15 protein-coding genes are annotated in these 22,518 nt (G+C 72.5%); 11 read left to right on the top strand and 4 right to left on the bottom strand.

Annotated features, from left to right (window positions below; all coding sequences use genetic code 11):
• Positions 1-188 precede the first annotated feature (188 nt).
• Positions 189-3,656, top strand: coding sequence for a bifunctional glycosyltransferase/CDP-glycerol:glycerophosphate glycerophosphotransferase (locus tag HNR21_RS34080; protein ID WP_182708346.1), 3,468 nt, complete (start codon positions 189-191; stop codon positions 3,654-3,656).
• 43 nt (positions 3,657-3,699) lie between these two features.
• On the opposite strand, the gene HNR21_RS34085 is transcribed toward HNR21_RS34080, so the two are convergent.
• Positions 3,700-5,223 (bottom strand): hypothetical protein, encoded by a 1,524-nt coding sequence (locus tag HNR21_RS34085; protein WP_182708347.1) that lies wholly within the window; start codon positions 5,221-5,223, stop codon positions 3,700-3,702.
• Positions 5,224-5,427: 204 nt separating this feature from the next.
• Between HNR21_RS34085 and HNR21_RS34090 the strand changes: the two genes are divergently transcribed.
• The 10 genes from HNR21_RS34090 to HNR21_RS34135 all read left to right on the top strand — a co-directional run bounded on the left by HNR21_RS34090 (position 5,428) and on the right by HNR21_RS34135 (position 16,175).
• The gene (locus HNR21_RS34090) at positions 5,428-6,180 is read left to right on the top strand and encodes a polyprenol monophosphomannose synthase (protein ID WP_233359086.1); all 753 of its coding nucleotides are present in this window, start codon (positions 5,428-5,430) and stop codon (positions 6,178-6,180) included.
• Positions 6,177-7,610, top strand: a complete 1,434-nt coding sequence (locus HNR21_RS34095) for a glycosyltransferase family 39 protein (protein ID WP_182708348.1) — start codon at positions 6,177-6,179, stop codon at positions 7,608-7,610. Before HNR21_RS34090 ends, HNR21_RS34095 begins: the two co-directional genes overlap by 4 nt.
• A gap of 148 nt (positions 7,611-7,758) precedes the next feature.
• The gene (locus HNR21_RS34100; protein ID WP_220500405.1) at positions 7,759-8,130 is read left to right on the top strand and encodes a phosphomannose isomerase type II C-terminal cupin domain; all 372 of its coding nucleotides are present in this window, start codon (positions 7,759-7,761) and stop codon (positions 8,128-8,130) included.
• The gene (locus tag HNR21_RS34105; protein ID WP_182708349.1) at positions 8,117-9,196 is read left to right on the top strand and encodes an acyltransferase family protein; all 1,080 of its coding nucleotides are present in this window, start codon (positions 8,117-8,119) and stop codon (positions 9,194-9,196) included. Before HNR21_RS34100 ends, HNR21_RS34105 begins: the two co-directional genes overlap by 14 nt.
• 115 nt (positions 9,197-9,311) lie before the next feature.
• Entirely contained in the window at positions 9,312-10,481 is a 1,170-nt protein-coding gene (locus tag HNR21_RS34110) for an acylneuraminate cytidylyltransferase (RefSeq protein WP_182708350.1), read from the top strand.
• Entirely contained in the window at positions 10,478-11,377 is a 900-nt protein-coding gene (locus HNR21_RS34115; protein WP_119728648.1) for an N-acetylneuraminate synthase family protein, read from the top strand. The genes HNR21_RS34110 and HNR21_RS34115 overlap by 4 nt, the downstream gene beginning before the upstream one ends.
• A 116-nt stretch (positions 11,378-11,493) precedes the next feature.
• Positions 11,494-12,453, top strand: coding sequence for a glycosyltransferase family 2 protein (locus HNR21_RS34120; protein ID WP_182708351.1), 960 nt, complete (start codon positions 11,494-11,496; stop codon positions 12,451-12,453).
• Between the two features lie 2 nt (positions 12,454-12,455).
• A complete protein-coding gene (locus HNR21_RS34125) occupies positions 12,456-13,853 on the top strand; it encodes an alpha-2,8-polysialyltransferase family protein (RefSeq protein ID WP_182708352.1) in 1,398 nt (465 codons plus the stop codon).
• A 61-nt stretch (positions 13,854-13,914) separates the two neighbouring features.
• Complete coding sequence (locus HNR21_RS34130) at positions 13,915-14,889, top strand: glycosyltransferase family 2 protein (RefSeq protein ID WP_119728645.1); 975 nt, start codon at positions 13,915-13,917, stop codon at positions 14,887-14,889.
• Positions 14,886-16,175: a hypothetical protein gene (locus HNR21_RS34135; protein WP_182708353.1), complete on the top strand. Its 1,290-nt coding sequence runs from the start codon at positions 14,886-14,888 to the stop codon at positions 16,173-16,175. Before HNR21_RS34130 ends, HNR21_RS34135 begins: the two co-directional genes overlap by 4 nt.
• A gap of 9 nt (positions 16,176-16,184) precedes the next feature.
• Here HNR21_RS34135 and HNR21_RS34140 read toward each other — a convergent pair whose 3' ends face one another.
• From HNR21_RS34140 to HNR21_RS35770, 3 genes are all read right to left on the bottom strand, one after another.
• Complete coding sequence (locus HNR21_RS34140) at positions 16,185-17,591, bottom strand: hypothetical protein (RefSeq protein ID WP_182708354.1); 1,407 nt, start codon at positions 17,589-17,591, stop codon at positions 16,185-16,187.
• Positions 17,592-18,003: 412 nt separating this feature from the next.
• A complete protein-coding gene (locus HNR21_RS34145) occupies positions 18,004-19,935 on the bottom strand; it encodes a LamG domain-containing protein (protein ID WP_246446555.1) in 1,932 nt (643 codons plus the stop codon).
• Positions 19,936-19,996: 61 nt separating this feature from the next.
• Positions 19,997-22,129 carry a DNRLRE domain-containing protein gene (locus HNR21_RS35770; RefSeq protein WP_246442451.1) on the bottom strand — a complete coding sequence of 711 codons (2,133 nt, stop codon included), beginning with the start codon at positions 22,127-22,129 and terminating at the stop codon, positions 19,997-19,999.
• Between the last annotated feature and the right edge of the window lie 389 nt (positions 22,130-22,518).

Genomic DNA, 22,518 nt, shown 5'->3' on the forward strand with positions numbered 1-22,518 from the left:
CCCGCCCGGATCCGGCGGAACGGCCCCCAAGCGGCGTGATCGGGAACACCGCGACGGTTCCCGGCGGAGTCCGCACGTCGGCCGAAGTCGGTTAACCTTCCGCTTGCCGCCCATTCACCCGAGGCCACCGCTCCGGTGCCGGGCCGCGCAGCCGAGTCGCGCGATCGCGCCATCCGACCTGGAGAACCGTGTCACCCCTGCTGAGCGTCGTCGTACCGTTCTACAACGTCGAGCCCTACCTGCGGGAATGCCTCGAGTCGCTGGAACGGCAGAGCCTGCGGGAGCTCGAGGTGATCATGGTCGACGACGGGTCGACCGACGGCGGCGCCGCGATCGCCAAGGAGTTCGCCGAGCGCGACCCGCGGTTCCGGCTGGTCCAGCAGCCCAACGCCGGGCTCGGCCCCGCCCGCAACGCCGGGGTGCCGCACGCCACCGGGAAGTACCTGGCGTTCGCCGACAGCGACGACGTGGTCCCCCCGGACGCCTACGAGCTGATGGTCTCCAGCCTGGAGAAGACCGGCTCCGACATCGCCTGCGGCGGCGTGCGCCGGATCGGCGTCCAGGGCGTGACCCCCTCGAGCCTGCACGAGGGCATCTTCCGGGTCGCCCGGCGCAGGACCCACGTGCGCGAGTTCCCCGAACTGCTGAACGACCGGACCGCCTGGAACAAGGTGTTCCGCCGCTCGTTCTGGGACCGGCACGGCTTCCGCTTCCCGCCCGGCCTGTACGAGGACGCCCCGGTGACCGTCCCGGCGCACGTGCTGGCCGGCTCGGTGGACGTGCTGCGCGAGCCGGTCTACCACTGGCGGATCCGCGAGTCGGGCGAGCGCTCCATCACGCAGCGGCGCACCGAGCCGGGCAACCTGGCCGCCCGGATCCGCTCGGTCCGCGCCGCGTCCGACTTCCTGGCCGCCAACTGCCCCGAGCTCAAGGACGTCTACGACCGGTACGCGCTGCTCAGCGACATCCGCATCTACCTCGACGCGGCCGACCGGGGCGACGACGCCTACCGGGAGACGCTCCTGGACCTGGTCAACGACCATCTCGACCGGATCGACCCGGGGCTGCCGGCGAAGCTGCCGGCGATCGAGCGGCTGAAGTTCCACGCCGTGCGGCGGCGGATGGCGCCGGAGCTGGTGCGGATCGTCTCGTTCGCCAAGCGCGACCCCAACCGCACCGGCGTCGTCCGCCGGCCCGGATCGGACGCCTGGTACGGCGACTACCCGTTCCTGGGCGACCCGCGGTTCCCCGACCACCTGTACGAGCTGTCGCCCGAGCACGAGCTGGCGCCGGTGACGGGGATCCACGAGATCACCTGGCGGGACGGGCGGCTGCGCATCGAGGGGCACGCCTACGTCGACCGGCTGGAGACCGCCCGGCCCGAGGACTCCGTCATCGAGGTCGAGGTCCGCCGCCGGATCAGGCGGTTCATCCCCCGGGTGCTGCGCCCGCGGGTGGAGCGGCTGCGGCGGCCCGAGATCACCGCCGCCAGCGGCCAGGCCACCGCCTGCCAGGACTGGTCCGCGTTCGCGGTCGAGCTGGACGGGGCCAGGCTGGGCAGGTCGGCGGGCACCTGGCACGTGTTCGTGACGGTGACCGCGGGCGGGGTCCGGCACCGCACCCGGCTGACCGGCCCCACGGGCGCGGCGCTGCGGCCGCCGGCCCACGAGACCGACTCCGGGCTGCGGATCAGCCCCGGGTACACCCGCGCCGACGAGCTGGTGATCGACGTGCGGCCGGTCCGGGCGCTGGTCACCGAGGCGCGGACGGACGGCGGCGTCATCGAGCTGACCGGATGGGTGCACAGGCAGGACGCCGGCCTCGCCCAGGACGGCCGGCTGGCCCTGGCGCCCCGGCGGAGCCGGGCCACGGTGGAGCAGCCGGTGACCGTCACCGGGAGGCGGCGGGGCCGGGTGACCTTCACCGCCCGGATCGATCCGGCCGCCCTGGCCGGGCGGGACACCGGCTCCGGGCCGCAGGACGGGACCGGCGGCGTCGATCGGGACGTGTACCTGGCGGCGCGGGGCGAGCGGCTGCGCCTGGCGGCACGGGCCGACCTGTGCGACGCCCGGACCGTCGTCGGCGGGCGCGAGTACCGGCTGGTCGGCACCAGGCACGGCAACCTGACGCTCAGCGAGCGCCCGCCCCGGCCGGTGGCGACCGCCGCCGAGTGGATCGACGCGCGCACGCTGCGGCTGACCGGCTCGTGCGCCGACCCCGGCACCCGCCCCGGCCGGCTGGCGCTGCGCCACAGCCGCACCGGCGACGTGCACGAGGTCCCGGTGACCTGGGACGGCGCGGAGTTCACCGCGCTGGTCACCACCGAACGCCCGACGCCGCAGGGCGTCCTGCCGCTGCCGTCGGGCCGCTGGGAGCTGTGGGCGCCCGGCCCCGCGGGCGAGGTGCCGGTGGTGGTGGACCGCACCGCCCGGGACGCGCTGCCCGGCCCGCGGGTCGCGGGCGTGCACGAGCTGACGGTCGGCCCGTACCGGGGAGAGCTGCTGTCGGTGCGGATCCGCACCGCGCTCACCGACGAGGAGCGCGGCCGGTACGCGCAGCGGCGGCTCAGGCTGCGGTACTACTCGGCCGCGAACACCGCCCCGATACGGGACGTGGTGCTGTTCGAGAGCTTCTCCGGCCGGGAGTACTCCTGCAACCCGAAGGCGATCCACGAGGAGCTGGTCCGGCGCGGCGTGGACCTGGAGCCGGTGTGGTCGACCGCCGACGGCCAGTTCCGGGTCCCCGGCGGCCGTGCGGTGCTGCGCGGCAGCACCGAGTACCACGAGACGGTCGCGTCGGCCCGCGTCATCGTCACCAACGGCCTGCAGCCGCAGGGCTTCGTCAAGCGCGACGGCCAGTACTACCTGCAGACCTGGCACGGCACCCCGTACGGGCACATCGCCTTCGACCTGGCCCGGAGCGGGCGGACCGCGCCCGGCTCCCCGGGGCCGCACCGTTACCTGGAGGACGTGCCGATGTGGGACGGCCTGCTGTCCCCCGGCCCGTACGTCACCGAGATGCTGCGCAAGGCGTTCCGGTACGACGGCGAGGTGATCGAGTCCGGCTGGCCGCGCAACGACCTGCTGCACGCGGCCGACCGGCACGCGCGGGCCATGCAGGTGCGGCGGCGGCTGGGCATCGCGGCCGACCGCCGGGTGGTGCTGTACGCGCCGGCCGGGCGTGACGACGCCCATCCGCCCCGGGAACGGCAGGCGCACCCGGCCATGGACGCCGAGCGGCTGGCCGAGGCGCTCGGCGAGGAGTTCGCGGTGCTGGTGCGGACGGCGGGCACCGGCTCCCGGGTGATCGACGTCACCGGATACCCGGAGACCGGCGAGCTGCTCCTGATCGCCGACGCGCTGATCACCGACTACTCCTCGGTGATGTTCGACTTCGCCGGGACGGGCCGGCCGATCCTGTTCTTCACCCCGGACCTGGAGTCGCGCACCGGCGAGCTGCGCGGCGCGTACCTCGACCTGGCCACCGAGGCCCCGGGGCCGCTGCTGCGCACGACGGACGAGGTGATCGACGCGCTGCGCGACCTGGACGGGACGGCCCTGGCGCACGCGGCGGCGCTCCGCGCGTTCCGCGACCGGTACTGCCCGCTGGACGACGGCCGGGCCGCCGCCCGGGTGGTGGACCTGCTGCTGTCGTGACGGTTCTCCCCGCAGAACGCCCTCCGGGCCGCTGACAAGCGGGTCAGGCGATCTCGGCCGTGCTGCGGTCGCCTGAGCCGTGCGGGCGGCGGACGGTCTCGGCGGACCGCTCGTCGGGATCCGGCTCGGGATCGGGCTTCGGAGCGGCGGTCTCGGCGGTCTCGGCAGGGGTGGCGGGCTCGGGGCGGCGGGCGGCCGGGACGAGCGCCAGCCCGGCGGCCATCGCGGCGAACGGCAGCGCGGGCAGGACGTACCGGGGGTCGAAGTCGGCGGTCGCCGCCGGGACCACCAGCAGGGCCAGCCCCACCGACCAGGGCAGCAGCACCGGGCCGCCCAGCCGCCGGATCCGCACCACCATGCCCGCCAGCCCGACCAGCAGCAGGCCGCCCAGCATCGGCCCGCGCAGGTACACCACGTCCTGGTAGGCGCGGACCCACCCGCCGTACGGCTCGACGACCCTGGCGACGGCCGTGTCCCCGCCGTAGGGGTAGGCGAGCTCGGCGTACGACTCGCGCAGCGACGCGCCTTCGCGGAACTCGTAACCGCGGGCCGTCCACGGCGTGGGATAGGGCCTGCGCTCCCACTCGAAGGCGCGGAAGGTGTCGCGGACGACGACGCGCACGTAGTCCCCGGGCTGTTCCCGGATGGCCGCCCAGGCGAACTCCCCCGCCAGCTCGTTGGCCTGGGGGCTGCGGATCCCGTCCGGCATCCGCCTGAACGGCGAGTCCTCGCCCCACAGCGCCCCGAAGGCGGGGGCGATCTGCGGGTGGGGCTCCAGGTGGTCGCGGCACATGACCGCCACCTCAGGCCGCGGCCGGATCCTGGAGCAGTCGGCGAAGTCGACGGTCCGGCCGTACAGGAAGATCTGGTCGGTCTTGGTCATGGCGAACCTGCCGTGCACCGACTCGAACCAGGCCATGTAGCCGAGCACCGGGAGCGCGCAGGCCGCCACGGCCGCCGCCATGGCGCGCCACCCGGCGCGGCGGGCCGCCATGCCCACCAGCACCACCACCAGCAGCGGCAGCCCCACCGAACGGGTCAGCGCGCCGAAGGCGACCAGCAGCCCGGCCAGCGCCCCCGTCCACCAGGTCATCCGCCGCCGCCACAGCACCACCGTGACCGCCGCCGTCACCCAGAACGTGAACAGCAGGTCGGCCATCAGCAGGTGCCCGAGCTGGAGCAGGTACCCGTCCAGCAGCACCGGCGCGGCGAACGGGGTCGCCACCAGGCCCGGCAGCCAGATCCGGTCCGGCCACGCCGCCCGCGCGGCACGCCACACCACCGCGTACACCAGCACGCCGATCGCGACGCCCACCGCGTGCTGCACGGCCAGCACCACCGTGAAGCTGTGCGCCGGCCCCAGCAGCCACAGGAAGATCGAGTAGCCGCTGGGCCGCAGGTCGGAGGGCTCGAGCTCCAGCGCGCCCTGCAGATAGGTGTAGGAGTCGCCGACGAACCACAGCACCGACGGATACCCCAGCATGGCGAGCCGGCGGACCGCCACCGCGGCCACCACCACGAGGGCGAACGGCCCGTGCGCCAAGACCAGGCGGACTGCTGCTTTCACTCCGCTCCATTCCCACCAGAACTGCCCGGGCGGCACCAAGCGGATCGGGAGTTTCCCGCGCACGCCGGAATGATCTACGGAAAGATCGCACACCGAACGGCAGCGGCCCGCCCAGGGCCGGACGGTCCCCGCGGCGACGGGGCGATGCAGAACACCATAGGGGACGCCCCCGGCGTCACCGCGCATGGAAAGGGGGAGCCTCCGGTGCAGGTTCCGCAGGAACTCGGCCGGGTGCTGGTGATCATCCCGACGTACAACGAGCGGGAGAACCTGGAGCCGATCGTGGCCCGGGTGCGGGCGGCGGTGCCTGCGGTGGACGTGCTGGTGGTCGACGACGCCAGCCCGGACGGCACCGGGGAGCTGGCCGACCGGCTGGCGGCCGGCGACGGGCAGGTCCACGTGCTGCATCGCCAGGGCAAGGAGGGGCTCGGCGCGGCCTACATCGCCGGGTTCGGCTGGGCCCTGGACCGCGGCTACGACGTGCTGGTGGAGATGGACGCCGACGGCTCCCACCAGCCCGAGGAGCTGCCCGCGCTGCTGACGGCGCTGGTGCGCGCCGACGTGGTGATCGGCGCCCGCTACGTGCCCGGCGGCCGGGTGGTCAACTGGCCGCTCAAGCGGGAGGCGCTGTCGCGCGGCGCCAACACCTACGCGCGGCTGCTGCTGGGGGTGCCGCTGCACGACTCGACCGGCGGCTACCGGGCGTACCGGGCGTCGGCGCTGCACAAGATCGGGCTCGACGGGGTGGACTCGCGCGGGTACTGCTTCCAGATCGACCTGGCGTACCGGGCGGTGCGGGCCGGGCTGCGGGTGGCCGAGGTGCCCATCACGTTCATCGAGCGCGAGCGCGGAAACAGCAAGATGAGCAGGGACGTCATGGCGGAGGCGATGTGGCGGGTCACCCGGTGGGGAGTGTCCGACCGGACGCGCGCCCTGCGCGAGCGCGGGAGCAGGTGACGCGGGACCCGGTGCGCTGGGCGGTGCCGGCCGTCCCGGCGCTGGCGGCGCTGGCGGTCGGGCTGTGGCGGATCACCGTGCCGCCGCTGTGGCGGGACGAGGCGGCCACCCTGTCGGCGGCCGCGGAGCGTTCGCTGCCCGACCTGCTGCGGCTGCTGGGCAACATCGACGCGGTGCACGGCCTGTACTACCTGTTCATGCACGTCTGGACGGCCGTGTTCGGCACCGGCGACCTGGCGATCCGGCTGCCGTCGGCGCTGGCGCTGGCCGTCGCAGCCGCGGTGGTGGCCGCGCTGGGACGGCGGCTGGCCGACGCCCGGGTGGGGCTCGTGGCCGGCCTGCTGGTGGCGGCCTCGCCGGTGCTGTCGCGGTACGCGCAGGAGGCCCGCCAGTACACGATCGCGACCGCGCTGGCGGCCGTCTCGACGTATCTGCTGGTGCGGGCGCTGGAGGCGCGGACCCCCCGCTGGTTCGCGGGCTACGCGGTCTCGGTGGCGCTGGTCGGCTGGATCCAGCTGTTCACGCTGCTGATCCTGCCGGCGCATCTGGCCGCGCTGTGGACGGTGCGCCGCGACCGCGCCCTGCTGACCCGGTGGGCGCCGGCCGCCGCCGCGGGGACGGCGGCGTTCCTGCCGGTCCTGCCGCTGGCGCTGGAGCAGCGGACCAAGCAGGTGAACTGGATCACCGCACCCGACGCGGAGACGGTGCAGCGGCTGCTGGACGCGTTCGCCGGCGACCGGATCCTGATCGCCCCGGTGGTGGTGCTGGCGGTGGTGGCCTGGTGGCGGCGGCCCTCCCCCGGCGCGCCGGTGGACCTGCGGATCCTGGCGACGGCCTGGGCGGTGCTGCCGCCCGCCCTGCTGCTGGCCGTCTCGCTGGTCGAACCGGTCTACTGGCTGCGGTACGTGATCTTCGCGGTGCCGGGTGTGGCGTTGCTCACCGCCATGGGCCTGCGCGCCATGCCGCTGTGGGGGGCGGTCCCGGCGCTGGCGGCGATGCTCGCGCTGACCGTGCCCATGCACCTGGAGGTGCGGACGGCCGGCTCCCGGCCCGACGACGTGGAGCGGGTGGCCCGGATCATCGCCGAGCACCGGCGGCCCGGCGACGGGCTGGTGTTCGAGGAGGCGCTCTACCGCCGGATCGTCGCCGCCGATCCGCAGGCGTTCGCGGGGCTGTCCGACCTGACCCTGGACCGGCCCGCCGACCAGGTCGCCGACCTGCAGGGAAGTGAGATATCCGACGTTGCGACCCTGCGACGGCGGGCGGCGGGCCTGCGGCGTGTCTGGTACGTCGACCGCTCCGGGCTGGAGGGCGGTCCGGGCTCGTGGGAGCGGGTCAAGGACGAGGAGTTCCAGCGGTCGGAGGACTGGGACCAGGCGGGCCGGTGGCGGTTCCGCGGCGGGACGGTCTATCTGTACGAACGCCGCTGAGCACGGTACGGTCCGGGATGCGCGCGGTGAACCGGCCCGGCGAGGCCGATGCGGCGGTTCCGTGCGCTCTCTGGTCGAAGCGGAGCCGTGCCGATGAACGGCGCTCCGCGGTCTCCCGATCCACCGATGACACGATGGAGCTGACATCTTGACCTCCCCCACGTCCCGTATCGACGAGCCGGAGATCTACACCGAGCAGCGCCCGTGGGGCGGCTTCGAGCGGTTCACCTGGAACGAGCAGTCCACCGTCAAGATCATCCACGTGGCCCCGGGCCAGCGGCTCAGCCTGCAGCGGCACAGGCACCGCGACGAGCTGTGGGTGGCGCTGGACCCCGGGGCGGTGTTCGAGGTCGCCGGGGAGCGGATCGAGCCCGAGGTCGGCCGGCGGGTGATGATCCGGGCCGGGCAGACCCACCGGATGAGCTCGTCCGGGCCCGCGGTGCGGGTGCTGGAGATCGCCTTCGGGCACTTCGACGAGGACGACATCGAGCGGCTCGAAGACTCCTATGGCCGCGTCTGAGGTGGCCGTGGCGGCGCGGCCGGCCGGGTCCAAGGGCCCGGCCGCCGCGGCCGCCGCGCCGCCCGCCAAGGTCCGCGACCCCTACTTCGACAACGCCAAGTTCCTGGCGATCGTGCTGGTGGTGGTGTTCCACGCGGTCGAGTCGCTGCGCGACGTGCCCGCGGTGCGCGCCGCCTACGTGTTCGTCTACCTGTTCCACATGCCGGTGTTCATCGTGGTCACCGGCTACCTGTCGCGCGGGTTCACCCGGTCCCGGGACCGCACCCGCAAGCTGGTCGTCCAGCTCCTCGTCCCGTACGCGATCTTCGAGACGCTGTACTCGCTGTACTTCTGGGCGGTCTCGGGCGGCAAGCCGCTGGAGATCAGCCTGCAGCGGTCCTCGTACCTGATGTGGTTCCTGCTGGCGCTGTTCCTGTGGCGGCTGTCCACCCCGCTGTGGCAGCGGATCCGCTGGCCGCTGGGGGTCGCGGTGGGCGTGTGCCTGCTGGCGTTCATGACCGACCTGCCCCGCGACCTGACGCTGCCGCGGCTGCTCGGGCTGCTGCCGTTCTACGTGCTGGGGCTGATGCTGCGGCCGGAGCACTTCGAGCCGCTCAAGCGGCCCGCGGCGCGGGCGGCGGGCGCGCTGGTCCTGGCGGCGGCGTTCGCCGGGGCGCTGACGGTGGGCCGCGGCTGGACCATCGACCTGATCTTCTGGAACGACCCGCACCACGCCCTCGGCATGAGCAACGTGACCGGCACCGTCGTGCGCACGGCGATGCTGCTGGCGGCGACCGTGCTGGTGTTCGCGTTCCTGGCGGTGGTGCCCGCCCGGCGCACCTGGTTCACCGGGCTGGGGGCGGCGACCCTGTACGCCTACCTTTTCCACGGATTCATCGTGCAGGTGCTGCGCACGGTCGATTTCTACGAGATCGAGCGGTTGCACACGGTCACCGGAGCGGCCGCCGTGGGCGCCGCGGCCGCCGTCATGGCCACCGTGCTGTGCACCCGGCCGGTGGTGCGCGCCACCCGCCGGCTGGTGGAACCCGACGTGAACTGGCTGTTCTCCGGCCGGGCCAACTCTTAGGGCGTTCGACCTGCGGCGTTAACCGTTCCGCTACCACTTGGGGCTCTTGTGCCTCTATCGTGGGCTTCCTCTGTGTTCGTTCACAGCGCTCCCATATTGAGGTCAGGTTTTCATCTTGCGCGTTGTCTGCGTCATCCCTGCCCGGGGCGGTTCCAAGGGCATTCCCCGTAAGAACCTCGCCCTCGTCGGCGGTCGTCCCCTGGTCGCGCGGGCGGTCAAGTCCGCCTTGGCAGCGCCCCATGTCGACGTGGTCGCGGTCAGCACCGACGACGACGAGATCGCCCTGATCGCCCGGGCCGCCGGCGCCCAGGTGATCAGGCGCCCGGACGACCTCAGCGGCGACACGGCCTCCTCGGAGTCGGCGCTGCTGCACGCCCTGGACCAGCTCGACGGCGAGCCGGAGGTGACGGTGATGGTGCAGTGCACCAGCCCGTTCATCGACCCGGCCGACCTGGACGCGGCGGTGCGGCGGGTGCTGGACGGCGAGGCCGACTCGGTGTTCTCCGGGCTGGAGACCCACGAGTTCCAGTGGCGCTCGATCGGGGCGCGCGGCGTCACCGGGGTGGGGCACGACCCCGCCCACCGGCCGCGCCGCCAGGACCGGGCCCCGCACTACCGGGAGACCGGGGCGTTCTACGTGATGCGCACCGCGGGGCTGCGCGAGCACCGGCACCGGTTCTTCGGCCGCATCGACGTGCAGCCGGTGCCGACCGCGCACGCGGTGGAGGTGGACGAGCCCGCCGACCTGGAACTGGTCCGGGCGATCGCGCAGATCGCCGACGAGCCCGAGCCGCTGGACGTGGACGCGGTGGTCACCGACTTCGACGGCGTGCACACCGACGACCGCGCCTACGTCGACCAGGACGGCCGCGAGACGGTCGCGGTGAGCCGCGGCGACGGCATGGGAGTGGCGCGGCTGCGCGAGGCCGGCGTGCCGATGCTGATCCTGTCCACCGAGATCAACCCGGTGGTGGCGGCGCGCGCCCGCAAGCTCGGCGTGCCGGTGCTGCACGGTCAGGCCGACAAGGCCACCGCGCTGCGCAAGTGGCTGGCCGACGAGGGACTGGACCCGGCCCGGGTCGCCTACGTCGGCAACGACGTCAACGATCTCGGTTGCCTGGCCCTGGTCGGGTGGCCGATCGCCGTCCCGGACGCCCATCCCGGCGTGCTGGCGGCGGCACGGGTGACGCTCACCCGCCCCGGAGGCGCCGGGGCGGTTCGTGAGCTGTGTGAACGGGTCCTGGCGGCCCGCGGAATCCAAGACAGCGAGGACGGCACCATATGAGCAGCACTGCCCAGGCATCGGAGATCAAGCCGGTGCGCATCGGCGACCACGAGGTGGGTCCCGGAAAGCCGGTCTACGTGATCGGCGAGATCGGCATCAACCACAACGGGGACGTCGACATCGCCCGCCGCCTGATCAACATCGCCGCGGACGCCGGCTGCCAGGCGGTGAAGTTCCAGAAGCGCACCCCGGAGATCTGCGTTCCGCCCGAGCAGCAGAACAAGCTGCGGCAGACGCCGTGGGGCGAGATGACCTACCTGGAGTACAAGCACCGGGTGGAGTTCGGCAAGGACGAGTACGAGCAGATCGCCAAGTACGCCGCCGACCGCGGCATCGACTGGTTCGCCTCCCCGTGGGACGTCCCGTCGGTGGAGTTCCTGGAGCAGTTCGACGTGGTCACCCACAAGGTGGCGTCGGCGTCGATCACCGACAGGGAGCTGCTGCGGGCGCTGGCCGCCACCGGCAAGCCGATCATCCTGTCCACCGGGATGTCCACCATCGAGGAGATCGACGAGGCGGTGGAGATCCTCGGCACCGACAAGCTGGTGATCCTGCACGCCACCTCGACCTACCCGCTGCCTCCCGAGGAGGCCAACCTGCGCACCATCGCCACCCTGCAGGAGCGCTACGGGGTGCCGGTCGGCTACTCCGGCCACGAGCGCGGCCTGCAGATCTCGCTGGCGGCGGTGACCATGGGCGCGGTGATGGTGGAGCGGCACATCACCTTGGACCGCACCATGTGGGGCTCCGACCACGCCGCCTCCCTGGAGCCGACCGGTCTGGAGCACCTCGTCCGAGACATCCGTATCATCGAGGAGGCCCTCGGCGACGGCGTCAAGCGCGTCTTCCCGGGCGAGGAGGAGCCGCGCGCCCGCCTGCGCCGGGTGACCGACTGACCTGCCGTCCGGGGGGCGGTCCCCGGACCTGCGAAGAACACGTCAGACGACCGCGCCCGGCCGCGGTCGTCTGACCGTGTGCATGAGCCAGTCACCCGATACGGAACGGAGTCCTGGTGACCACCCTGTCGGTCATCGTGCCCATGCGGGATGTGGCCCCCTATCTGGGGAACCTCCTGCTCAGCCTGACCCACAACGATCGCGGGGACTTCGAGTTCATCGCGGTCGACGACGGATCGGTGGACGCCACCCCGCAGATCCTGGCCGAGCACGCGCTGCGGATGCCCAACTTCCGGGTGCTGCGCAACGACGAGGCGGTCGGGCTGAGCGGTGCCCGCAACCGCGGCATGGCCGCCTCGTCCGGCCGGTACATCACCTTCCTGGACGGTGACGACTGGCTGGCGCCCGGTTATCTGGCGCAGGCGGTGGCGGCGATCGAGGAACTCGGCTGCGACTTCGTCCGCACCGACCACATCCAGGTGTTCGGGCGGCGGCGCGAGGTGCACCGCGCGCCGATGGGCCGCCGCGGCGTCAAGCTCGATCCCCGCGACGGCATCCTGCCGATGCACACCAAGACGATGGTGGACTACCCGTACGCGTGGGCCGGCCTCTACCGCCGGGAGCTGTTCGAGGACGGGCTGCTGCGCTTCGACGAGGAGCTGCTGACCGCCGAGGACCGGCCGTGGATCTGGCGGCTGCACCGGCGGGCGTCCTCGTACGCGGTGGTCTCGCTGTCCGGGGTGTTCTACCGGCGGCAGGTGGCGAACTCGCTCAGCCAGGTCGGGGACCGTCGGCAGCTGCACTTCTTCGACGCGTTCGACAAGGTCCTCGACGAACTGGCCGGCGACCCCGACCGGGACAGGCTCATCCTCAAGGCGGTGCAGAACTACTGCGCCATCATCGCCCACCACCTGAACGAGCGGGAGCGGCTCACCCCGGCGCTGCGGCACACCCTGCGGACCCGGGCCCGGGAACGGCTGCGCACCTTCCCCCCGGACGTGCTGGCCGCGGTCCGCCCGGGGGTGGGCAAGGAACGGCTGGACCTGTTCGCGACCACGCTGGGCATCGGTATCTGACCATGACACAGATCTTCCTCGTCTCCACCCTGTTCGGCGCGATCACGGTGTCGGCCGCGATGGACGCGGGACAGTTCGGCCCGCCGGACCGCAGACGGATGCTGCTGGTCAGCAACACCGGGGCGCTGCCGGAGATGTCCACTCCGGTGCACCGGGCCCCCGGTTTCGCCGCGCTGGCGTCGCGCTGGGACGAGATCCGCTACTGGAACGACGAGATCGCCCCGCTGCACCCCAGCGGCTGGGAGCCCCGGCAGGAGGACCAGCCGCTGCTGGAGCGGTGGCTGCGGGACCGGTGGGGGCTGGGCGACGAGCCGGTCGAGCTGGTCGTCGAGTCGATCGCGGTGCCGCCGTCGCGGGCGCTGGCGCAGATCTTCTTCGACGCCGAGATCACCGTCTACTCCGACGGCCTGATGAGCTACGGCCCCACCCGCAACGCCCTGCCGTACGGCATCGGCACGCAGATCACCCGGCAGCTGCACCTGGACCTGGTGCCCGGCCTGGAGCCGCAGCTGCTGCGCGAGCACGGCGTTCCGGCGCAGACCATCCCGGACGAGAGCTTCCGCGCGGTGCTGGACAAGGTCCGCGCCGAGATCGCCCCGATCCTGGACGAGCAGTTCCCCGACCCGCCGGCGGACGGCGGCGAGGTGGCGCTGATCGTCGGCCAGTACCTGGCGGCGCTGGACATCCTCACCCCCCGGGAGGAGGACGAGCTGCACCTGAGGATGCTGCGCGGCGCGGTGGCCCGCGGGCATCGGACGGTGCTGTTCAAGCCGCACCCGGCCGCGCCCGCCACGGTGAGCACCCGGCTGGCGGCCGAGGCCGACAGGCTGGGCGCCCGGCTGGTGGTGATCGACGCGCCGGTGCCGGCCGAGACCTGGTGCGCCACGGTCCGGCCGGGCCTGATCGTGGGCTGCTTCTCGACCTCGCTGGTGACGGCGGCGCGCTACTACGGCGTCCCGGCGGCGGCGGTCGGCGCGACCGAGCTGCTGGACAGGCTGGCCCCGTACGAGAACAGCAACCGGATCCCGGTCACGATCATCGAGGCCACCCTGCCCACGCTGAAGGCGGACGGCACCCTGACCGACCCGTGGATCGGCCAGGACCGGATCGAGTCGGAGCTTGCGCCGCTGGTGGCCACCGTCGCCTACTGCATGCGGGCCTCGGCGCGCCCCGAGCTGCGCGCCACGGCGATCGACTACCTGGAGCGCAACGGCGGCGGACGGGCCAGGCGCTACTTCAAGCGCCGCAGGCTGACCGCGCTGGGCCTGCCCGGCGGGGTCGCGCAGTCGCATCCGTGGGTGCTGAACGCCGTCCTGCCGCGCAGCAGCCGGCGCCGCCAGTTCGCGGTGAGCGTGCTGCGGCAGACCGAGAAGCTCAAGGGCAAGGAATCCGGCACGTAAACCGTTCGGAAACGTCAGGCGACTAGAGGGAAGGGAGTCGACACCAGAGGGGCGAGTGACGATGGCGGGGCCGGTGTTGTCTGTCATCGTTCCGGTTCGGGACGTGCAGCGGTATGTGCCCGAGATGATGCGGGGCCTGGCCGGCAACGTCCGGAACGACATCGAGTTCATCGTGGTCAACGACGGTTCGGCGGATTCCACCCCGGACGTCGTGGAGGACCACCGTTCACTGGTGCCCGGGCTGCGGCTCGTCCATCACGACCGGCCGCTGGGGGTGAACGCGGCCCGCAATCGCGGCATCGCCGAGGCCCAGGGCCGCTATCTCATGTTCCACGACGGGGACGACTGGATGGCCCCCGGCCACCTGTTCGACCTGGTGGCCGCGATCGAGCGGCTGGGCTGCGACTTCCTCCGCACCGACCACATCCAGGTGACGGGCCGGCGCAGGGTGCTGCACCGGGCCCCGCAGGGGCGGCGGGACATCGTGCTTCCGCCGCGGGACTCGATCCTGCCGGTGCACGAGCCCACCATGGTGGACTACCCGGGCGTGTTCACCGGGATCTATCGCCGTGAGCTCGCCGACGCCGGGGTCCTGCTGTTCGACGAGCGGGTGCAGACCGCGACGGACCGGCCGTTCATCTGGCAGCTGTTCCGCACTGCGGAGTCCTATGCGGTGGTGTCGCTGGCGGGCGTGTTCTACCGGCGCGGCGTGGCCACCTCGCTCACCCAGATCGGTGACGAGCGGCAGCTGCACTTCTTCGACGCGTTCGACATCGTCCTCGCCGGGCTGGCCGACGATCCGGACCGGGACCGGTTCCTGCGCAAAGCGGTCCGTACCTACCTGGCGCTCATCGTCCGCCATCTGAACCTGCAGGACAGGCTGCTTCCCGAGTTGCGGGAACGACTGCACGCCCGGGCGGTGGCGACGATCCGGGCGCTGCCGGGGCCGCTGGTGGCCGAGACGCTTCCGGCGTTGGGGCTGGACCGGATGCGAGTGCTGTCCGAGACTCTGGGAATCGAGGTCGGAGCGCTATGACCGTGCTGGCGGTGGCCTGGACGCATGCGGGCGCGCTCGCCCTCGCGGCGGCGGACGAGGCGGGCCTGCTCCCCGGGGGGCGGCGAGTGCTGCTGGCCGGGGCCGACACCCCGGTGCCCGAGCTGCGGCCCGGCCCGTCCGGTTCCGCAGGCTTCGCGGCGATCGCCCGCCGGTTCGACACGGTGATCGATCTGGTGGAGGAACTGGCGCCGCTGCACCCGGCCGCGTGGGCGCCGCCGCAGGAGGAACTGCCGCTGTTCGAGCGGCTGCTGCGGCGGGCATGGGACCTGGGCGGCGGACCGGTCCGGCTGGTGGTCGAGTCGGTGTCCGAGGGCACCGGCCGGACGCTGGCCTCGATCTTCCACGACGCGCCGATCACGGTGTGCTGCCCGGGGCTGGCGGCGTACGGGCCGACCATGCACCACCTGCCGGACGGGGCCGGCAGCCGGATCGAGCGGATGCTGCACCTGGACCTGGTGCCGGGCCTGCCGACGTTGCTGCACGCCGAGTACGGCATCCCGGTCGGCGTCGTTCCCCCGGAGGCGTACCGGGCGGTCGTGCAGGGGGTGCGCGACGCCGCCGGCGGCACCCAGGTCGTTCCGGAGGGCGCCGCCCTGGTCATCGGCGACCGGGTCGATCCCGACCGCGAGGTGGTGCGCAACGTGATCGCGGGCGGCCACACCACCGTGGTGTACGTGGCCCCGCCGCCCGCCCCGCCCGGCAAGGTGCAACGGCTGGCGGAGGAGGCCACTCGGCTCGGCGGCCGGCTGGTCGTCGCCGCCGCACCCGCCGTTCCTCTGCTGCCGGAGCGTCCCGCGCTGGTGACCGGCTCCGCCTCCCCCGCCGACCTGTTCGTGGCCGACCGGATGTACGGCCTGCCGGTGGCGGCGGGCGACACCGGCAAGGTCCTGGGCCGGCTGGGCGGCTACGAGAGCACCGAACGCGTTCCGCTGACCATCGCCGACGCCGCGCTGCCCGCGCTGGGCCCCGGCGGAGCACAGACGGCCCCCCGGGTGGACGGCCCGGGCGAACTGGCCCCCCTGCTCTCCGCGATCACGTACTGCATGCGCATGACGCTGTGGTCGCAGCTGCGCGAGCCCACCCGCGACTACGTCAAGACCACCGACCCCACCCTGGTCGACCGCTACTTCGACAAGGAACGCCTCCAGGAACTCGCCCTGGTCGATCCCCCATCCCACGAGTCCGCCACCCGGTCCGACGAATCGTCACGGTCCAACGCACCACTGACCAGGCGGATCAAACGAAAGCTCGTCGGCGGCCGCTGAGCGCTTCCCCTAGGCATCCCGGTAACCGGCGGTCACGGTGAAGGCGTTCCCGTACAGGGTGAACGAGCGCACCGCGCCCTGGTCGACCACCATGTGCAGATCGCCGGGTCCGTGGAACGCCGTGGTGCGCAGGCGGAATCGGCCTGTGCCACCGATCTTCAGCGAGCGCAGGTGCCAAGGTGCGTCGGGGGCTTGGCCAGGAGCCGGTGGCAGGGCCAGGTTGACGGTGGCCGAAGCCTCCTTCGCCGACCCGTACCGGTCATGCGCGGCCGTGTAGGAGGCCAGCCGCAGTTCCGCCCGGGTGGGTCGCCTGCGACCGGGCTTCGGATCGGGCTGCGGGAGCGAGTCCAGATGGGAGGCGAGCTGCTCAAGCCATGACCGGGTGCCCTCGGAGAGCCGGGTCCTGTCGGCGGCGCTTCGCAGCCGCTGCGCGAACCACCGCTTCATCAGCGGGTCGGCGCGGTCGATCCATTCCTCCATCAAGCGGCGGAAGGCCTCCTCACGACGGCTCGCGCGGAGGTGACCACCGGCGGCGAGCACAGCCGACCCCGCGCCGGCGAACACCCGGCAGAACGCCGATACCGGCACCTGACCCGCGTATTCGGGGTAGCGGACCGAGCGGATCTCCCACATCGCCTCACGCAGAACCGTGGCGGCGACCAGGGCGGCACCACCGAGCCGACGAGAATCCCGCACCGGATGCGCATTGTCGGTTCTCCCCTCGCGAGGCGGTGTCCGGCGGTCGGCCTCCCGTCCCGCCGTCGACAGATGCCAGTACGAGTCGTCGCAACACACGGTCGCCGTATGCGCGCGGACGATCCCGCGCGAGCCGATCGACACCGCGATCCCGCCCGGCTCGACACTCACGGCGACCGGTGACACGTCGCGGGAGTCGAAGCGCACTTCGGTGACCTCTTCCAGCCACAGGTGCAACTCAGCCAGCTCGCCCGGACCGTTCTCCGCGCCCGTGGAAAACCGGCGTCCGGCCGCCACGATCACAGACCCGACCAGGCGGGTACGGACTCGTTCCACCTGGAGAGCCCGCACCTCCGCTCCCGCCAGGTCATAGTCGGCCTCCAGGTACCGAACGGCCTCCCCCGTCAACGGCACGGGCCGCGGCATCACCTCGCCGCGATAGTCCCGCCCATGCCCGGCATCCTCCCGGCGAGGCGACAGCAACGGTTCCAGCCGATACCCGGCGGCCGCCGCCTGCTCCACCATCCATTCCCGGCGTTGCGCCCCCGCGGCCGCCATCCACTCCAGCGAGGCCCGAGCCCGCCGTTCCCGGCCCCGCCGGGTACCGGTCACCGCGACGCGGAACAGCGGGAAAGTGTTGTTGTCCCACACATCCGCCACCGTCCGAACGGTCTCGCGGTCAAAGACCCGAGCATCCGCCGCCGCCTCCGCGATCTGCACCAGCGACCGATCCAGCAACACTCCCAGCGCACCACTCGCCCCCACCGACCACCCGCCCATCACCACATCACCACCCGCAGGCCACCGTCCGACAGGCGCAGCGAACGACCGAAGAAGACATCACAACACGGCACCCCAGAATCGCCAGACGATCGCCCGCTGCTCCACCAGGGAACGCCTCCAGGAACTCGCCCCTGGTCGACCCGTCGCCCCCGAACCGGACGCCCCGCCACGACGCCCCCCGCCCCGACGACGCACCTTGATCAGACGGATCAAGCGGAGACTCGTCCGGCGGACGAGGCCAGCACCGGCGCAGCGCACACCGCGGCGCCGCCGGAGGAGGCGACGGCTCCGACCGTGACGGCGCAAGCGCGGGCCCGGACCCACCAGGCGGGTCCGGGCCCGGCGGGCGCTAATGCACTGTTCCGATCGGGTAGGCTCCCGCCCCCACCTTCAGGACGTCAGGCTGGGTGAGCACCCCGGCATAGACGCTCACTTCGTCGACCTGGCCGGGGAGGAAGTCGTTCGCGAAACTTCCCCCGTTCTTGGCGGTGCCGATCCGGAACTGCCGCAGCGCCGCCCAGGCTCGGGTGAAGGGGGCCTGTGCGGACCTGGCGAGCTGGCCGTTCACGTACAGCATGATCCGGCGTTCCGTCATGTCGTAGACACCGACCAGATGGACCGGCTCGTACTGCACCACTTCCTCGGAGCGGGCGCGATGGACCGTCGGCGACATGGTGTCGTCACCGACCGTGCTGAACGTCCACCGGAAGCGTTCGCCGGAGGTGTCCGAACCGGTCGGGCCGTAACGCTCCGCCCAGAGGGAGAAGCCGTTGCCGACCTCACCGTCCTGGCTGACCACCGAGGCGCCGTTCTTCCCGTCGGGCCAGCTCGCCGGGTTGCCGGTCACCCGGACCCAGGCCGCGACGGAGAAGCTCCGGTCCGTCCGGGCGATCGGCCCGGACGCCACGGCCTGGTCGTCGATGCCGTCGAGGCCGAGGAAGCCCATCCCGTCCTGCGTCCAGAAGAGGTCGTCGGGGAGGAGGGCGGCTCCGCCTTGCAGGGTGAGCGGTGTGGTGTTGCCGTGCTCGGACGGTGCCGTCGTGCCGTCCTCGGACGGGTCGAGCTTCCAGTGCGCGGCGAGCTGCACCGGGGAGTTGGCCTCTTTCCAGACCTCCGGCTTGCCGTACGGGTCCGAGGGGTCCGCCGTTTCCGTGGCCGGGGCCGTGCGGTACGGGTCATGGTCGATCGCCCGGTCCCAGAGCTTCACCTCGTCGATCCGGGCCTTGGCGTTCCCCTGGAACCGCCCCTCGGACTTCGTCCTGCCGATCTGCAGGTGCTCGGCGTGCCACGGCGTGCCGGTGTAGGCGACGGAGGACTCCAGCCGGCCGTCGACGTACAGCCGGATCTGCCGGGCCACCGGGTCGTACACGCCCAGCAGGTGAGTCCATTCCAGGCTCGGCACCGAGGTCGACACCGCCCGGGTCTGGGTCGCGTCGTCGGAGTCGGAGTCGTGGCGGCCGAAGACCCACCGGTCGTCGTCCTTGGAGTAGGAGAGCTGGAAGGCGCTCGTCCGGCTGCCGGTCTGGCTCAGCAGGGAGTAGGTGAGGTTCTTGTCGGCGAGTTTCACCCAGATGCCGGCCGAGAACGCCTGGTCCGTCCGGACGACCTCGCCCGAAGTGGTGGCATGGGCGTCGGCGCCGCCGTCGAAGGACAGGCCCCTGCCGTATCGGGCGTCGTCGATCTGGGCGGCACCGGGCCCGAGGGTGAGCGTGCGCCCTCGGTAGATCAGGTCCCGGAGCGGCTCGCCGTTCGCCTCGTTCAGCTGGAAGTAGGCCTCCGGCACCGGCGCGGGCTCGCCCACCAGCCGCTGCCAGATCCGGATGTTGTCGATCTGCCCGGCGAATCCCCCGGTGAAAACGCCGTTGTGCTTGGTCCGCCCGACCTGCAGTCCGCCGGTGGCGTTCCAGGGGGAGGTGAAGGACGCCCAGCCCTCGAGCCTGCCGTTGACGTACAGCCTGAGCTGACCCTTCCCCGGGTCATGGACGCCCATGAGGTGCGTCCAGGCGTTCACCGCCGGTGAGTGCGCCCCCACGGCCCTGGCGAACGCCGGGGAATCGGCGTCGGTCACGGGCCGGCTGAACATCCAGCGATCGGCCTGTGCGTCGTAGTGCAGCTGGAATCCGGCTGCGCGTTCTCCCGTCTGGGAGACGACGGTGCGGTCGGCGCTCTTGTCCGTCAGCCGAGCCCAGGCGCTGACCGTGAACGCCTTGGCGGTGTCGACCACCGGGCCGGTGGTCGCGGCGTGGGCCGTGCCACCGTTCAGGGAGAGCGCGCTGTTCATCCGGCCCGGGGCCCAGCCGGCTCCGTCCGCCAGGGTGAGGGTCCGGCCGTCGTTCTTGGCGTCATGAGCGCTGTCGCCGGAGTTCTCGTCGAGCAGGAAATGGGAGACCGGAGGCGCGGCGCCCTTCACGTTGAACGTGTAGACCGCGCTGCATCCCGCCTGGCTCCAGTTGCCCGCCGCGTCCACGCCCGCCGCGTACAGCACCCGGATTCCCTCGGTCTGCGGGGTCAGGATGACGGTCCGGGTGCCCGCCGGGGGCGTCTGCGGCGACCGGTCCCTGCGAGCAGTAGGGGTCGTCCAGCCCGTAACGGAACGCGGTCACATCGGTGTCGCCGTTGGCCGACAGCACGAAGCGGCCGGGCTGACCGACTCCGTCACTCCCCTCCGGCGCCTGGTCGACGGAGGGGTAGTCGGGAGAGGTGACCGTGGGCAGGCTCTGCGGGTTGCCGGTGTCGATCCTTATCCAGCAGGCGTCGCTGAATTCGCTGGCGGCTCCGTTCTCGTCGACCGCCTTGATGGTGAGCCGGTACCGCTTGCCGTCCTGCAGCGCCCCCGCCGGCACCTGCCACTGGTGCTCGAGACCGGTCGAGTTCAACGGCGAGGTGTGGCTCAGCCGCAGCGGGGCGGAGCCGTCCGGGGCCGCCTCGCGGAGCTCGAACACACCCCTGACCGTGCCGTCCGCATCGTGCAGCCGTGCATGGAACACCGGATCGGTCCGGTTGACCGGAACGGGGTCGGAGGAGGAGCCTCCCGAGCACCAGCCGCCGGGCTGTACGCGCATCTCCGCCAGCTCCGGCCGCTGCGGCACGGCGTTGTACTCGGTGACGAGCTTCACCTGCTCGGGGGTGCTGCCGAACCTCTTCCAGGCGTGGCTGTCGTGCTCGTCCTTCGCCCGGATGCCCAGCGTCAGGGTCGGCCGCTCATCCGCCGCCGCGGCCGCGACGGCGTCCTTGACGTCCAGCTCGACGTCGCCCGCCGGGCAGTCCGCGCCGTGGCCCTTTCCGGCGCTCACCTCGTCCAGCAGCCCGCGCCAGGCCGGCTGGTTCCTCCAGTTGGTGTACGCGCCGAATCCACCGGTTCGGTGGACCTGGATCGCGTGGGCCTCGCACGACCGCGAATGCGTCAGATGAAGGTGGAGGCGAGAGCTGAGGATCTGCTTCCCGTACAGGGCTCCCGGCATGGTGAAGCGGTAGAACGTGCGCCACACCTCGCCGTCGTCGCCCGCGTTCCCCACCTCACCGTAGGAGCCGTCGATCCCGCCGTTCGGGTACTCCTGTCCGGGATGCCCGCTGGAGACCTTCGCCCAGGCGGCGCGTCCCATGGTGAGGGGCGGGTCGATGACCACCGGGAAGACGGTGTCGGGGTCTTCCAGCATGTTCCGGTCCGGGATCACGGACAGACCGCCGGAGCCCACGTCGAGCCCGATCTGCTTGCGGCGGGCGCCCACCGCCGGTCCCTGGAGTCTGGGCGAGACCTTCCCCTGAGCCCTCAGCCGCTGGGGCGTTCCGGACGCGGCCGACGCATCGGAGGAGTCCCACATCAAAGGAGTCGGCGCGTACAGCACCTGGCCGCCGGCCGCATCGAGGATGTCGGCGCCGCCCTTCGGGTTGGCCCTGATCGACATGCCCCGGCCGACAGTACGTAGGGTGATGCGCCGCAGGGCCGGGTTCTTGGCGGCCTGCGCGTTCTTCACCACGAGCGCCCAGACGAAGCCCTCGATGTCGGCGCGGACCTGCAGGTCGACTCCGGGCAGGACCTCCGCGTAGGTGGCGGTGTCGCCGTCGAGGGTCGGCTGGGGCAGCTTGTGGGGCCAGTGGAACTCCATCGACTGCGCGCCGTTCCCGAGCGCGACGAGCGGCCGGGCGCCGCCGCCGGACAGCCGCAGGTCCAGCACCGCGGCCGCCGGAGCGACCGTGCCGTCGGAGTTGCGCCGCAGCGTGGGATCGACGTCGACCCACTTGCCCGCGCGCCGCACCCAGCGGGGGCGCAGGCTCTGCTCCATCCGGAACGAGCCGGATGGTTGCGCGAAGACCTGGCGGGTGGACGTCCGCAGGCTCTCGACCTCGACCGGCTTGCCGGTCTTGCGCGCCGTTTCGAGTGCGCCGCCCTCGGCGCTCGCCCGCGGAGCCGGGTCGGCGGCGGCCGGCTCCGGCGGGCCGGCGATCGCCACCGTCACGGTGGACACCATGGCCATGGAGGCCACGATCGCGATGGCCCTGCGACGCAGAGCCGATGATCCCCTGAAGGCCACGAAACCCCCATCGGGTGACGAATCAAGCGAAGCCGCGCAAAAGATAACTTCGCGATGATCACCCGGAAAGATCGTTTCCGTGGCGGTCTCCGTGCTCCGCGTCATCGCCACGGGCCGCGGTCCGGCGGCATGGCGAGGTCGCCCAGCTAGCGCGATCATGGACGGCCGCCGTCGCCCGCACCGTCCGACATCGGATGACCGTTTCCGGTCAGGCCGCCATCCGGATCTTGTCAGACGCGCCTGGACGTGCTGTAGCCGTGCGGTCCGCCGATGGCGAGTGCTGCCGACCGGGCGCTGGAGCAGTCCGGCGGCCACGACGGCACCGGACGGGT

This window comes from Thermomonospora cellulosilytica (genome assembly GCF_014138835.1).
Classification (GTDB): Bacteria; Actinomycetota; Actinomycetes; order Streptosporangiales; family Streptosporangiaceae; genus Thermomonospora; species Thermomonospora amylolytica.

What these genes read in the sequence shown, in the direction of transcription:
- HNR21_RS34105 (WP_182708349.1), top strand. Translation starts at nt 8,117, where the DNA reads ATGGCCGCGTCTGAGGTGGCCGTGGCGGCGCGGCCGGCCGGGTCCAAG.
- HNR21_RS34115 (WP_119728648.1), top strand. Translation starts at nt 10,478, where the DNA reads ATGAGCAGCACTGCCCAGGCATCGGAGATCAAGCCGGTGCGCATCGGC.
- HNR21_RS34125 (WP_182708352.1), top strand. Translation starts at nt 12,456, where the DNA reads ATGACACAGATCTTCCTCGTCTCCACCCTGTTCGGCGCGATCACGGTG.
- HNR21_RS34130 (WP_119728645.1), top strand. Translation starts at nt 13,915, where the DNA reads ATGGCGGGGCCGGTGTTGTCTGTCATCGTTCCGGTTCGGGACGTGCAG.
- HNR21_RS34135 (WP_182708353.1), top strand. Translation starts at nt 14,886, where the DNA reads ATGACCGTGCTGGCGGTGGCCTGGACGCATGCGGGCGCGCTCGCCCTC.
- HNR21_RS34145 (WP_246446555.1), bottom strand. Translation starts at nt 19,935, where the DNA reads ATGAACAGCGCGCTCTCCCTGAACGGTGGCACGGCCCACGCCGCGACC.
- HNR21_RS35770 (WP_246442451.1), bottom strand. Translation starts at nt 22,129, where the DNA reads ATGGCCATGGTGTCCACCGTGACGGTGGCGATCGCCGGCCCGCCGGAG.